This window comes from Microbacterium gorillae (assembly GCF_000826185.2).
Taxonomy (GTDB): domain Bacteria; phylum Actinomycetota; class Actinomycetes; order Actinomycetales; family Microbacteriaceae; genus Microbacterium; species Microbacterium gorillae.
In genome coordinates this window covers 387,820-401,417 of sequence record NZ_LN648875.1, presented here as the reverse complement: position 1 = coordinate 401,417, position 13,598 = coordinate 387,820, and the positions used below count along the sequence as shown (strand labels likewise).

At 67.3% G+C, this 13,598-nt stretch carries 10 protein-coding genes; 3 read left to right on the top strand and 7 right to left on the bottom strand.

Features of this window, described 5'->3' with window-relative positions:
• Positions 1–14 precede the first annotated feature (14 nt).
• From BN1193_RS11425 to BN1193_RS11410, 4 genes are read right to left on the bottom strand one after another with little or no spacing between them, the layout of a single operon-like run.
• Positions 15–944, bottom strand: coding sequence for a carbohydrate ABC transporter permease (locus tag BN1193_RS11425; protein WP_040166493.1), 930 nt, complete (start codon positions 942–944; stop codon positions 15–17).
• Positions 941–1,858: a carbohydrate ABC transporter permease gene (locus BN1193_RS11420; protein WP_040166491.1), complete on the bottom strand. Its 918-nt coding sequence runs from the start codon at positions 1,856–1,858 to the stop codon at positions 941–943. The genes BN1193_RS11425 and BN1193_RS11420 overlap by 4 nt, the downstream gene beginning before the upstream one ends.
• A 49-nt stretch (positions 1,859–1,907) precedes the next feature.
• Positions 1,908–3,263, bottom strand: coding sequence for an ABC transporter substrate-binding protein (locus BN1193_RS11415; protein WP_052460687.1), 1,356 nt, complete (start codon positions 3,261–3,263; stop codon positions 1,908–1,910).
• Positions 3,264–3,298: 35 nt separating this feature from the next.
• Positions 3,299–5,401: a beta-galactosidase gene (locus tag BN1193_RS11410; protein ID WP_040166490.1), complete on the bottom strand. Its 2,103-nt coding sequence runs from the start codon at positions 5,399–5,401 to the stop codon at positions 3,299–3,301.
• 171 nt (positions 5,402–5,572) lie between these two features.
• Here BN1193_RS11410 and BN1193_RS11405 point away from each other — a divergent pair, with 171 nt between their 5' ends.
• On the top strand, positions 5,573–6,622 hold the full coding sequence (locus BN1193_RS11405) for a LacI family DNA-binding transcriptional regulator (protein WP_052460686.1): 1,050 nt from the start codon (positions 5,573–5,575) through the stop codon (positions 6,620–6,622).
• A gap of 145 nt (positions 6,623–6,767) precedes the next feature.
• On the opposite strand, the gene BN1193_RS11400 is transcribed toward BN1193_RS11405, so the two are convergent.
• A complete protein-coding gene (locus tag BN1193_RS11400) occupies positions 6,768–8,144 on the bottom strand; it encodes a CotH kinase family protein (RefSeq protein ID WP_040166488.1) in 1,377 nt (458 codons plus the stop codon).
• Positions 8,145–8,240: 96 nt separating this feature from the next.
• Here BN1193_RS11400 and BN1193_RS11395 point away from each other — a divergent pair, with 96 nt between their 5' ends.
• Both BN1193_RS11395 and BN1193_RS18050 read left to right on the top strand, forming a co-directional pair.
• Positions 8,241–10,226 carry a DUF2207 family protein gene (locus BN1193_RS11395; RefSeq protein ID WP_094770454.1) on the top strand — a complete coding sequence of 662 codons (1,986 nt, stop codon included), beginning with the start codon at positions 8,241–8,243 and terminating at the stop codon, positions 10,224–10,226.
• Positions 10,227–10,236: 10 nt separating this feature from the next.
• Positions 10,237–12,114 (top strand): DUF2207 domain-containing protein, encoded by a 1,878-nt coding sequence (locus BN1193_RS18050; RefSeq protein WP_052460685.1) that lies wholly within the window; start codon positions 10,237–10,239, stop codon positions 12,112–12,114.
• 4 nt (positions 12,115–12,118) lie between these two features.
• On the opposite strand, the gene BN1193_RS11385 is transcribed toward BN1193_RS18050, so the two are convergent.
• Both BN1193_RS11385 and BN1193_RS11380 read right to left on the bottom strand, forming a co-directional pair.
• A complete protein-coding gene (locus BN1193_RS11385) occupies positions 12,119–12,556 on the bottom strand; it encodes a MarR family winged helix-turn-helix transcriptional regulator (RefSeq protein WP_040166486.1) in 438 nt (145 codons plus the stop codon).
• A 327-nt stretch (positions 12,557–12,883) separates the two neighbouring features.
• Complete coding sequence (locus BN1193_RS11380) at positions 12,884–13,543, bottom strand: LysE family translocator (RefSeq protein WP_230206488.1); 660 nt, start codon at positions 13,541–13,543, stop codon at positions 12,884–12,886.
• Positions 13,544–13,598: the final 55 nt, after the last annotated feature.

Here is a 13,598-nt window from a genome sequence, read left to right as displayed (position 1 = left end):
GGGATTTCGGCGGACTACTCCTTCACGCTGCCGCCGGCCAGCCCGCTCTGCCAGTACTTCTGCAGGAACAGGAATGCCACGACGAGCGGGACGATGGAGATGAAGGACCCCGTGATCACCGTCGAGAACATCGCCTGCGCTCCGCCCCCGGCTGCCGTCGCCGACTGCTCCTGGGCCAGGCCCACGGTCAATGGGTACAGCTGGGAGCTGTTGAGCATGATCAACGGCAGGAAGTAGTTGTTCCAGGTCGCGACCAGGGCGAACAGGACGACGGTGACGATCCCGGGGCCCAGCAACCGCACCCCCACCTGCCAGAAGATGCGCAGCTCGCCGGCGCCATCGATGCGCGCGGCCTCGATGAGCGAATCCGGCACCGAGTCCGCGGCGTAGACCCGCATGAGGTACACCCCGAACGGGCTCACCAGCGATGGCAGGATGACCGCCCACATCGTGTTCGTCAGGTGCGCGGCGTTGAAGATCAGATACGTGGGGATGGCCAGGGCCGTCAACGGGATCATGATGGCGCCGAGGATGACGCTGAAGAACACACGGTCACCCGGAAACCGGTACTTCGCGAACCCGTAACCCGCCATCGTCGCCAGCAGGGCCGCGCCCAAAGCGCTGACGACCGAGTAGATCACGGTGTTCAACGCCCACCGAGCGAACTGGCCGTCGCGCACCGTGAAGACGGAGACGATGTTGTCCCACAGGGCGAAATGGCTCCCGAAGGCGAATCCGAACGTGGAGAACAGATCGGTGTTGGTCTTCGTGCTGGCGATGGCCAGCCAGGCGATGGGGAGCACGAAGTACAGCGCGCACAGCCACAGGAGGACCGTGAGGGGCGTGCTGCGTCGTGCGCCGTGACGGTGCCTGCGGGGCCCGGGCCGATCCATGACAAGCGTCGCGGTGTGGTCGAAGACGGGGGTGGTGGTCGCGGCGCTCATCGGAAACCTCGCTCGGATCGGGCCTGGGCTGACTGCACCACGTACGAGACGATGGCGATGATGATGCCGAGCAGGAAGGCGATGGCCGCCGCGTAGTTGATGTCCTGGTTGACGAACGCGACGTTGTAGGCGTAGTAGTTCGGGGAGAAGTCCGGACCGATCGAATTCGGGGCGACGCTGGAGAGCAGCGCCGGCTCGTTGAAGAGTTGGAAGCTGCCGATGATGGAGAAGATGACCGTCAGCATGATCGCCGACCGGATGGCGGGGATCTTGATGCTCCACGCGATGCGCCACTGGCTTGCGCCGTCGATCTCGGCCGCCTCGTAGAGCTCCTGGGGAATCACGCGCAGGGCCGCGTACATGATGATCATGTTGTAGCCGATGAACTCCCACGTGACGATGTTCATGATCGAGCCGAGGATCGTGCCCGGAGCGAGCAGGTTCGGAGCGGAGAGCCCCAGAGCCGTGAACGTCTGCGCGATGGGGCCGTACTCGGGGCCGTAGATGTAACCCCACATCAGGGTGGCGATGACTCCGGGCACCGCATAGGGGACGAAGATCATCAGCCGCAGGGTCTTCGCCCCCCGCGCCCGGCCGCTGTCCAAGGCGAGCGCGAAGAACAACGACAGCGCGAGCATGACCGGCACCTGGATCACCAGGAGGAGGGCCACGCGCCCGACCCCGCCGAGGAATGCGGGGTCCGTGAGCGCGCGCACGTAATTGCCGAGCCACGCGAACTGACTTCCCCCGACGAGCTGCGTCTGGAACAGGCTGAGATAGGCCGCGTAGGCCAGAGGCGCCAGCAGCATCGCCGCGAAGACGATCATGAACGGGAGCACGAGTGCGTAGGCGGCTCGTCGTTGGCGACGGATGGCCGGCGTGCTGCGACGGCTTCGTCCGGTCAGCGTGGTCATTCGGGCTCCTTCCGGGAGGGGAGGGCCCGGCCGAAGCCGGGCCCCGTGGTCACTTCACGGTGAAACCCTGTTGCTTGGCGTAGGTCTCGAGGTCCTTCTGCCAGGTGTCGGCGGCCGCGCTCAAGTCCCCCTTCGCCGTCATCGCCTTGCCGACGGTCTCATTGAACGAGCTGTAGACGTAGTCCATGAAGGGCAGCCACTCGAAGTCCGTGTTGATGGTGGGGGAGATGTCCGAGAACGTCTTGTTGACTTCCTGGTTGTTGAAGAACGCGGACTTCGCTCCGGTGAAGGCGCTGTCCTTGAGCACCGCGTTGGTCACGGGGAACAGCGACTGCTGCGTGTTCAACATCATCGCCGAGGTCGGATCCGTGTTCAGGAACTTGGCGAATTCGTAGGCCGCGATCGCGTGCTGGGACGTCGCCATGACCGCCGTGGTCGACCCTCCCCAGTTGCCGGACGCGTTCTCGCCGGCGCTCCACTGCGGCAGCGGGGCCGCCGACCACTTGCCGGAGGTGTCGGCGACGGTGCCCTGCAGGAACATCGGTCCCCACGCGGCGCCGAGCCAGCCGGCGTACTTACCCTTGGCCAGCCCCTGATACCAGGAGTCGGCGAAGTCGGCATCGGTGGAGATGAGGTCCTTCTGGATGAGTCCCTGCCAGTAGGCATAGACCTTCTGGGAGTCAGAGCCGTTGACGCTGATGGACACCGTCTTCTCGCCGTCGTAACCGAAGGGCTTCACGCCGGCCTGCCACAGCAGGCCCACGAACGCGCCGGGCTCGTTGGCGGCGAGATTGCTGATGTAGGAGCCGGTCTTCTCCTTCACCGTCGCCGCATCGGCGGCGTACTGATCCCACGTCGTGGGCGCGTCCGTGATGCCGGCCTTGGCCAGGATGTCCGAACGGTAGAGGTTGCCCATCGGCCCGGAGTCCTGTGGGACGGCGTACACGCCGTTGTTGATCGAGACCTGCTTCCAGATCCACTCCGGGAAGTCGCCCTTCATCTCGTCCGCCCCGAGTGGGGCGAGGTCGGCCAGCGACTTGGTGAGGGTGAACGAGGACAGGTACTGGAACTCGATCTGGGCCAGGTCCGGGGCTCCCTCTCCTGACTTCAGCGCGGTGCGCAGCTTCTGGTAGGCCGCGGCACCCTGGCCGACGTTCTGGACGTCGATCTTGATCTTGGGGTACTTCTTCTCGAAGAGGGCGACCTCCTTATCGAGGTCGGAGACCCACGACCAGTAGGTGAGGGTCGTGGGGGTGTTCATCGCTTCGTCGATGCTCGCCTTGTCCGGTGCGGCAGAGCTGGAGGATGCGTCCGGGGTCGTACTCGAGGAACATCCCGCCAGAGCGACGACCGACAGGGTGACCAATCCCGCGAGCAGCGTCGCGGGCCGTGATTTGCTTCGCATGAGTTTTCCTTCGTGTGGGTGCGGTGGGCAACGATTCAGGTGTCCGCCAGAACCACGGCGGAACGGGGTGCGAGGACGAGCCGGTCGTCGCAACGGTGCGCAGCGCCGCCGTCGAGATCGGTCACCGCGCGCCGGAGCGTGACGGAGATCGCGTCATGGCTCCAGTTGAAGACGAACCAGGTGCGTGCTCCGTCCGGGCCGGTGACGCTGCTGATCGTCACTGCGGGGTCGATCGCGGCGATCAGATCAGCGGCGATGGGGGTGGGGACGGCCCAGGCCGTCACCGCAGCGGCCAGGGCCGGGTTCGGGAGCGTGCCGATCACCGTGATCCGTCCTCGTCCGTGTCGGCGTGTGGTGATGGCGGGGAAGACCGAGAAGACCGGGTGATCGTAGGTGGCCAGCGTGTCGGCGTCATCGAGGACGAGCCCGTCAAGCCAGGCGGATCCGGCGGCGTCCGGGGGAAGCTGCAGAACTCCGTCGGCGTGGACGGGGACCTCGTGGGCGAGATTGCTGAACTCGTCATAGTGCACTCCGGCCGCGCCAGCCAGACCGGCAGGTGCTGTCTCGACCCGCGCTCGCGTCTCGTCGTCGGTGTACCCGGAGCGGATTCCGAGCACGAGGTGGCCGCCGCGCTCCGCGTACGCCCGAAGCAGGGCGAGAGTGTCGTCGTCGGCGACGTACAGCGCGGGTGCGACCAGCACCGGGTGACGGGCGACGAGCTCGTCGGCTCCGAGGGCGGTGGCCTGTTCGACGTGCAGGATGCGCGCCTGCGCGCCGGCGTCGATGACGCCACGGTGGAACGCGTCGAAGATGCGTTCATACGACGCGGCATCCGGGCCGGCATCGGTGCGAAACGGTGGGGAGTACTGCAGTGCCCATCGGGAGTCGTTCGACCAGATGATCGCGACGTCGGCATCGGGCGTCATCGTGTCCAGCCCGGGACCGATTCGGCGTAGGCTCGCACCCAGCGCGGCGACCTCGTCGTAGATCCGGCCGGGCTGCAGGGAGTGCGGCAGCACCCCACCCCAGTACGTCTCGGTGCCGTACGGGATCGTGTGCCAGTGCCAGTACTCGATCATCTCGGCGCCGCGGCTGATCAACGCCAGGGCCGCCTGGCGCAGTTGGCCCGGGTAGGGAGGCAGATTGTTCGTGCTGTCGTCGATGCTCGTGGCGTTCGTCTCGGTGACAAGGAAGCGCGCCGCCTTCGAGGAGTACAGCCGATCCGCCTGGCGAAACAGTCCGCTCACCCCCGTCGTCGCCCAGGCCGAGGGGGCGGTGAGTCGTTCGTCTCGGATGAGGTGGTCCTGGGTGGTGAAGTACACGTTTCCGGCGGCGACGTCCATGACCTCGCCGACGGCGCGGTCATCGACGGCGTTGCGGGGATAGCTGACGCAGGTGGTGACGAACTGGCCCGGCGTGGTGTACTCCCGGGCGATGTCCGCCTGCCAACGGAGGAAGTCCGTGGTCTGCTCGGCCTGGAACCGTCGCCACGCGAGGTCGTACTGCGGAAGGGTGTTGCCATCGGGCGTCCACAGCTGCGACCAGTCGGACAGCAGATGCGACCAGTAGGTCAATCCCCACTGGTCGTTGAGGTTCTGAACGTCGCCGTAGCGCCGGTGCAGCCAGCGCCGAAACCTGACCATGACGGCGTGGTTGTGGAGCAGGTGCAGACCGGGTTCGTTGTCCACCTGGATCCCGATGACGGCCGGATGGTCGGCGTGACGAGCCAGAATCCGCCGGATGACGCGCTCGGCGTGAAAGCGGAACGCCGCGTGGGTGAAATCGACCTCCTGTCGCCCGCCCCAGGGCAGGCGAGTGCCGGTCGAGACTTCGCCGGCGATCTCGGGATACTGCTCAGCGAGCCAGGGCGGGACGGCGTAGGTCGGCGTGCCGAGAATGACGTCGATTCCGCGCTCGAGCGCCCCGTCGAGGACGGGCGTGAGCCAGTCCAGATCGAATTGACCGTCGTCCGGCTCCCAGGTCGACCACACCGATTCGCCGACACGGATCACGGAGAAGCTCGCCGCCTGCATCAGGTCGAGGTCTGTGGTCAGCCTGTCCGGCCCGCGGTGGTACTCGGCGTAGTAGGCCGCACCGAAACGCACTCCGCGTGTTCGGGGTGATCGCTCGTGCTCCATGGCACCTCCGCTGTCGAAGTTCGCGAGCGTTGGACCCGGAGGTCGACGATCGCGTTGGAGGCACCATAGCGCTATCGTTACCGGTAACGAAACACTTTCACCAAAGTTGCGTCAGATTGGACGGTTTCCGCCGCCCGATAAGATCGCGATCGAGCAGGCAAGGAGTACCGCATGGCCGATCAGGACGCGCCCTCGGCGCCGGCTGGGGGCACGCGCCGGGCGCCGACGATCTACGACGTGGCGAACGCCGCCGGTGTCTCCCACCAGACGGTGAGCCGACTCCTCAAGGGAGAAGGCATCCGACCCGCGAACCGCGAGCGGATCGTGCAAGCCCTGGACGAGCTGGGGTACCGGCCGAACATGGCGGCCCGATCGCTGGCGACGAGCCGCTCACGCCGGATCGTCGCGTTCGTTCAGGACATGTCGCTGTTCGGCCCCGGCGCGGTGCTCCAAGGGGCGACGACGGAGGCGCGCCGGGCGGGTTACATCCTGGATGTCGTGACCCTCGACGTCACGGATCGCGGCGCCATCGAGGACGCGATCGCCGACGTGAACGGCCAGGACATCGCGGGCATTCTCGCGCTGGCGCTGACGGACGAGATGGGCGCGGCCTTCGCGGCGGCGCACTTCCGCGTCCCCGTGTTCATCGACACGGCGGTCGGTTACGACGTCGGTGCGCGCGCCGCGGTGCAGAACGTTCGCGGCATCGACATGATCATCGACCACCTCGTCGGCCAGGGGCATCGCGACTTCTTCTTCATCTCCGGGCCGCGCGGCTGGTGGGTGGCGCGACACCGTCAGTCCGCCTACGACGCGGCGATCAAGCGGCACGGCGTTCACTCGCACGGCACGGTGGCGGGGGACTGGACTGCCGCATCCGGATACGCCGGCGCGCGTCAGGCGATGCGGACCCACGGGGTGACGGCGCTTGTCTGCGCGAATGATCACATGGCGATGGGGGCGATCCTGGCACTGTCGGAGGCGGGCATCTCGATTCCCGATGACCTGTCGGTGACGGGCTTCGACGACGTGCCGGAATCGTCCTTCTTGCGCCCGCCGTTGACCACGGTGCGATTGGATCTGGCCGCACAGGGGCGCGGCGCGTTCCGCGAACTCCTCGCCGTGATCGATGGCGAGCCGGAGCAGCCAGAACGCATCGCCGTCGAACTCCTGGTCCGCGAGTCCACGGCGTCGGCGCAGCGGGAGACCTCCGGGCACTGAACTGCGGCGCGGGGTATCGCGCTGATCGCTCGCACGAGATGATCTGCCCAATCGTTATCGGTAACGACCTGGAGAGGATCAGCGCCGAGGCGGGCGTCGCGTGGCCCAGGACGTCGGCGGACGCGGCGGGATATAGCGATGATCCTCAGCTGGTCAAGCCGAGGGACTTCTCGATCGATGATGCGTCGGAGGTGACGGTGTCCGCGTCGACGAGGTCGCCGGCCTGCGTGGTGAGCACGGACTTCCATTCGTCGATGATCGTCTGGGCGTCACCGCTGTCGACGAGTTCGGTCTGCAGCCGCTGAGATGCCGCGTCCACGAGCGCGGCGAACTCATCGTCGGCTTCGAATCTTTTGGAAAGGATGTTGCCCGACGAGATCCCACCCATGCCGCCGCCGAAACCTCCGGCGTCCGCACCGTCCGGGAGCCTCTCCGGGTCGAACCCGTCCGGGGGGTTCTCCGGATCGAATCCGTCCGGGAGGTCGGTCGGCGCGGTGCCCGCTGGCATCTGTCCGCCACCGGGCCCACCGGTCGGCAGGTCCGTCGGCGCGCCCTCCGGCGTCCGAGCGCCGCTGCCCATGCCGCCGCCGCCCGGACTCATGCCGAACGCCAGATTGAGGTCCCAGTTCACGACGGTCATGCGCTTGTCGCCCGGGTCGTACGCGAGGTAGGAGTTGTTGCCGGGGCCGTCGATGTCGTCCATGTTCGACACGAGATCCTGGAAGGCGAGGTACGTGGCGAACGCGTCCACATCGAGGTGGTCGGCCAGCTCGTCGTGGAAGGTGGTGTCGTCCGATTCGTTGACGAACTGCAGGAAGTCGATCAACGGGGTGTCATCCTCCTCGCCCGCCTCCTGGTCGAATGCGTCGGCGTAGTCGGCCGGATCATCGCCGACGTAGTCCCACGAGCCCTCGGCCTCCGACTTGTACAGGAGCGTGCCGTCAGCGAAGTTGTTCGCGGTCCACTCGTCGTCCGGGTTCTGGATGGTCAGGCGCAGGACCGCGTCACTGTCGTTCACCGAGAACGAGGTGGCGATCGCGGACTCCGACGCCAACCCGGCCTCGTCCAGCATCGTCAGGGCGACGGCTTCGTTCAGCGATGTCTCCGACGAGTTCCCGCGCACGACGAGCTCGGTCTGTCCGTCCCAGGACTGGTCGTCAACGAACTTGTCGAGCCGGATGATCCACGGCAGCGTCGCCGGATCCGAGTCGGCCGTCACGCCGCGGAGGCTGGAGTTGCCCTTCAGCTTCATCCCGACGTTCTCGAACGTCACCCCGTCGATCGTGACGTTCGCCGAGATCCACGTCTTCTCCTGCGAGTCCGCGTAGTCCTGCAGCGCCTTGGACAGGGTCGTCGGGTCCACGTCCAGAGCCACGGTGTGCAGCTTGGACCTATCCCACAGTGCATCCGCCGACGCGGCGTCGGCCTCGTCCGAGGAGCTTTCGATCGCACTGCACCCGGCGAGCGGCAGCGTGAGCAGAAGGGCAGAGGACAGGAGAACGGCGGTCCGGTGTCGGGGCATGAATACAGGACACCGCGTCTTGTTATGCGAACCCTATGATCCACTCCAGCGACGCCCGTTGAAGGTCCGTGAGCGGGTCTGAATAGGGTGGAGAGCATGCGAAGGGGGAATCGTCGTGGCCTGCGCGCCTTCGCTGTGCTGCTGTGCGTGCTGTTCGGGCTGGCCGGGGCTCCGGTCGCCGCCGCCGCAACGACGAGCGACCAGCGCGAGGTCGCGGCAGCGGAGGTCGACCCGAACGACTTCTCCTTCAGCAGCTTGGACGTCACCTACGAACTCAGCCGAGACGAGAACGGACGCAGCGAACTGCGGACGACCGAACGCTTCGTCGCCGACTTCCCGGACGCCGACCAGAACCACGGCTTCATCCGCTCGCTGTTGACGACGTACCGGGGGCATTCCACCGGGCTGAAGGTCCTGTCCATCACCGACGGAGACGGGAACGAGCGCCCCTACACGGTGGACAGGTCCACGGACAAGATCGACGTGGTGATGCGGGATCCGGACTACCTGCACGGCCCGCAGGAGTTCGTCATCACCTACGTGCAGCGCGACGTCATCCTCGACGCCGACGACGGCGGCCAGGAGTTCTACTGGAACGTGAACGGGGACGGCTGGGCCCAGGCGTTCGGCCGGGTGACCGCGCGTCTGGAGCTCGATCCGCCGCTGGCCACAGCGCTCACCGGGGCGATGTCCTGCTACGTCGGTCGCGTCGGAGCAACCGCAAAGTGCGAGATCGCAGCGGACCGCGATGACGACTCCGCGTACCAGGCCACGGTGACGTCTCTCGAAGCGGCGGAGACCATGACGATCGCCGTCGGATTCCGGGCGGGGACGTTCGCGCAGCCGGACCCGAACGCGGCCAGCAGGATGTGGGCGATCGTGGAGGGTGTGCTTCTCGGGCTCGCGCTGATCAGCGTCCTGGCGTGTGCGGTGGTGCGGGCCGTCGTGCTGCGCGACGCCACCGGGAGCGGGCTGATCGTGCCCCAGTACGACCCGCCCGCGCACCTGTCGGTCGCCGAATCCGCGGTGCTGCTGCGTCGGAATCGGCGACTGACCCCGGCGGTGCTGACCGATCTGGCGGTGCGCTCGCTGATCAGATTCGAACGGGAGCCGGGCTCCGCGCTGGCGTTGCGGCTTCTCCGCGCACCGAAAGCGGACAGCCCCGAACGCAGCTTCACTCGAGCCGTCTTCGCCGCGAAACCGCGCGCCGACGTCTACACGGTCAACCGGTTCTCGGGCCGTCTCGCGAACGCCGGAAAGGTGGTGGGAAGGGCCGTGCGCACGCAGCTCGCGGACGGCGAACTGATGCGCGAGCGCCGGATCCTGCCGCGGACGGTCACGATCGTGGGATGCCTTCTGATCCTGGGTGTGCTCGTCTCAGGATGGTGCATGCTCGCCACCAGTGTGACCGTGTGGTACCCGTTCGGATTGCTGCCGTATGTCGTCTGGGTGGTGCCGATCATCGCGCTCCTCGTCAACCGCCGCCTGATCAGACGGACCGTGCGCACGCGGGCGGGAACGCTCGCCGCCGAGCACCTCGCCGGGCTGGAGGTGTTCATGCACTGGGCGGAGGACGATCGGCTGACGTTCCTGCAGGGAGCGCAGACAGCACAGTGGGCACGCCCCGACCCGGATGATCCTCGCGAGGTCGCGCGGCTCTACGCCCGGCTGCTGCCGTACGCCGTCGTGTTCGGGCAGGAGCGGAGCTGGACGTCCGCACTGCGCGAGTTCGCCCCCGCGATGGCGGAACTCGACCTCGGACGGTACAGCCGCGATATCTCCACCATCGGCGTCGCGACCAGGATCGGCACCGTGACGGGTGCCTCGAGCCGTCTCTCCAGTGCCTTCGGAGGGTGGAGCGCGGACGACCGCGGTTCTCGCGCATCGCGCTTCGACGGTTCGTCGGCGGACGGCAGTTCGGCGGGCGGCTCATCCGGCGACGGGCGGTGGGGGGGGGGGGGGGGACGGCATCTGAGCGCCCCGGCCCGGGTCCTTCGCCCGGACGACGGCCTCGCATCTGGCCAGGGACATCGGGCTGCACCGCCGCGAACGCGCCTGCCCAGATCGTCGTGGTCCGGGTAACGTTGCGGCCATGCGGGGGAATCGGAAGTGGCGCCTCGGCGCCGTGATCACGGCCGTACTGGCGTTGCTGATGTTCGGGGCGCTGCCGGCCTCCGCGGTGGACTCGCCGCCGGCCGCGGTGCCGGAAGCCGGGGCGGCGGCCGTGCCGGGCGACGCCACCGGCGTCGATGACTTCCGGTTCACCTCGTTGGACGCGCAGTACACCCTGGGGCGCGACGCCGACGGGCGAGCCACGCTGGAGGTCGAGGAGACGTTCGTCGCCGCATTCCCCGACATCGACCAGAACCACGGAATGCGCCGTGCGATCCCGGCGGACTACCAGGGGATCCCCACGCAGGTGACGGTGCAGTCCGTCACCGACGAAGCGGGCAACGCGCGTCCGATGGAGGTGACGGACGAGGACGGCTTCGTCGTCGTCACGTCGCGCTCGCCGGAGTTCCTGCACGGTGAGCAGACCTTCGTCTTCCACTACACGATGCACGACGTCGTCCGAGCCTTCGGTGACACCGGGGATGAGGAGTTCTACTGGGACGTGAACGGGACCGGCTGGGCGCAGCCGTTCGACAGCGTTTCGGCCTCCGTGACCTTCGCGGACGGAGTCGGCGGCGCACTCACCTCCGGTCTGTCCTGCTACCGGGGCGAATACGGCTCGTCCGATTCCTGCCCCATCGACGGCGACGCGGGAGGGGTCACCGCGTCCACGACCGATCTCGGTCCCGGCGGGAACATGACCATCGCGGTGCCCTTCCGGCCCGGCACCTTCACCGTCCCGGACATGTCGTACCTCGGTGATCCGGCCGCCCCGCTGCAGCTCGGCGGCCTCGGCCTGGGTGTCGTCGGTGCTGCGCTCGCGGTCTGGTTCCGCCGCCGATTCCTGCGGGATTCGCCCGGGTACCCCACCGTCATCCCGCAGTACGAGCCGCCGCAGGGCATGGACGCCCCGGACGCGGCGGTCTTCCGGTCAAACCGTTCACGCGTCCTGCCCTCCGGCACCCTCGAACTCGCCGTCCGTGGTGCCGTCGCTCTCATCGACGGACGCGGACCGAATTCGTCCGGCAACCAGACCGTGCAGTTGCTCGATCCGGCACGCGCCGGGGGAGGATCGGACGCCGCTCTTCTGCCGGCGCTGTTCGGCGACGATGTTCACCCGGGTGCGCGTGCCCGACTCGGCGTGCAGGATTCCGTGATGGCCGGCAGCGTGAGCGCGCTCACCTCCGGTATCGCCGAGTACCAGAAGGGCATCGGTCTGTGGCGCCCGGTGCCCGGGTGGGTGCGAGCTCTCCCCATCGTGGTGGGCGCGATCGGCGCTCTCGCGGCACTGCTCGCCGGATTCGCTGTGATGTCCGTGCCGGGTGCGCCGCGGAACGGTGTCGCGTGGGCCGTGCTGGGGGTCGCCCTCGTGCTGCTGATCCCGACGATCCTGCTGGTCGTGCGGCGTCCACTCTCCGAGCGCGGGGCGCAGTTGCGGGATCACCTGGAGGGTCTGCGGCAGTTCATCGCCTGGGCCGAACAGGACCGCATCGCGATGCTGCAGTCGTACACCGGCGCCGAGCGGATCGCGATCAACCCGCAGGATCCGGCGCAGATGCTGAAGCTGTACGAACCGCTGCTGCCCTATGCCGTGGTGTTCAACCAGGAAGCGCAATGGGCGGGGCTGCTGCAGACCTACTACGAGCGGGCCGCGGTCCGGCCGACCTGGTACGTGAGCCCGTACGCCTTCGATTCGACGAGCATGAACACCAGCATGGCCTCGTTCGCCGCGACCACCGCACCGGCGTCATCGGGCGGATCCTGGTCCGGCTCCGGCGGATCGTCGTTCTCCGGCGGCTCCGGCGGCGGAGGCTTCAGTGGAGGTGGCGGTGGAGGTGGTGGCGGCGGCGGCGTCTGAGCCGTCAGATCTCCTCCACGCCGCGCAGGCGCGAGGTGAGTTCGAGCAGGGACTCGAGTTCCGCGGGGGAGAGCACGGACATTCGCTCGGCGATCGTGCGCGCGTGCTTGGTGGCGAGCGCCCGGAAGGCATGGGCCCCGGTATCCGTCGCGGTGATGAGCGCTCCCCGGCCGTCGGCCGGGTCGACGTGCTTCGTCACGAGGCCGCGGGAGACCATGCGATCGAGCAGTCGGGAGACGCTGGGCTGCGACACGAGCGAGCGTGCCGTGATGTCGCGCAGCCGGGTGGTCATCTGCGGCGCACGCGTGACCGTGAGCAGCACGTCGTACTCCGGCCGGGTGAGGTCGGCGTCGAGGAAGTCCGCGCTGATCTCCGCGAACACCTCGTGCTGCGCGCGGAAGAGGCTCTCCCACGCGTCCGTCGCCAGGCGCCGATTGCTCATCGCCCCAGACTAGTGGCAGGCACAGATGAGGGCCGGTCGAAGAGGCTCTCGACCGGCCCTTGTCCCTTGCACCAAGAGTGTCCTGCAATCACATGCGGGTAGCTGCCACAGCAAAACAACTACCGTGCTTGCACTCTATAACGGCGAGGTAACGACGAACAAGGGTTTCCGTTATCTTTTTGTGATTCTTTTGCTGGGAGTTGTCCCGTCTCATCGAACCTGTCAGATTCTCACGGACCTGTCAGAACCTCTCACCGGACCTGTCAGGGTTCGACGCATCGCATCGTTCCAAGTAGCGGTTCGCGGAACTCCCGGGGCGGGTGCCTGTCACGGTACTGCACGCGCGACGCGTTCGAGTGCGATCCCGGCGCCAAAACCAACGAGCACTGTGCCCGTGACGGCGTCAATGGTGCGCGAAACCTTCTCTCGGCGGAGCCATTGGCGAAACCGTTGCGCCACGAGAGTGAGGAGAAGCGACCAGGTGGTACCCAGGATGACGTGCACTCCTGCGAGTGTGAGGCCCCAGAGTAGATGGGAGGCGCTCTCGGGTATGAACTGAGGGAGGATCGCGACGTAGAACGCGCCTACCTTCGGGTTGAGCAGGTTCGTGAGCGCACCCTGAATGAACCCACGGAAGAACGAGTTGTCGCGACGCATCGAGAGTCCGTCGTCGGTGACGGCCACGTGTGATCCGCGAAGCGCCGACCACAACATTCGACCGCCGATCCAGAAGAGATATGCCGCGCCCAGGAGGCGGATCGCGTCATACAGCTGCGCTGACGCGAAGAGGATCGCGCTCACGCCTATCGCGGCAAGGAGCCCCCAGGCGAGTGTTCCGGTCTGGATGCCGACGATAACGCCGAAGGCACGGCGCTTTCCCGCGACGGCAGCCGTGCGCAAGACGAGCGCCGTGTCGAGGCCGGGCGTGATCGTGAGCAGGCCCACCACTAACGCGAACGATCCGATGACGGTGATCGATGGGGTCACGCCAGCCATGATAGGTCTATGCCCCTAAGTACCGTTCCGAGGGCGCATGGGACGA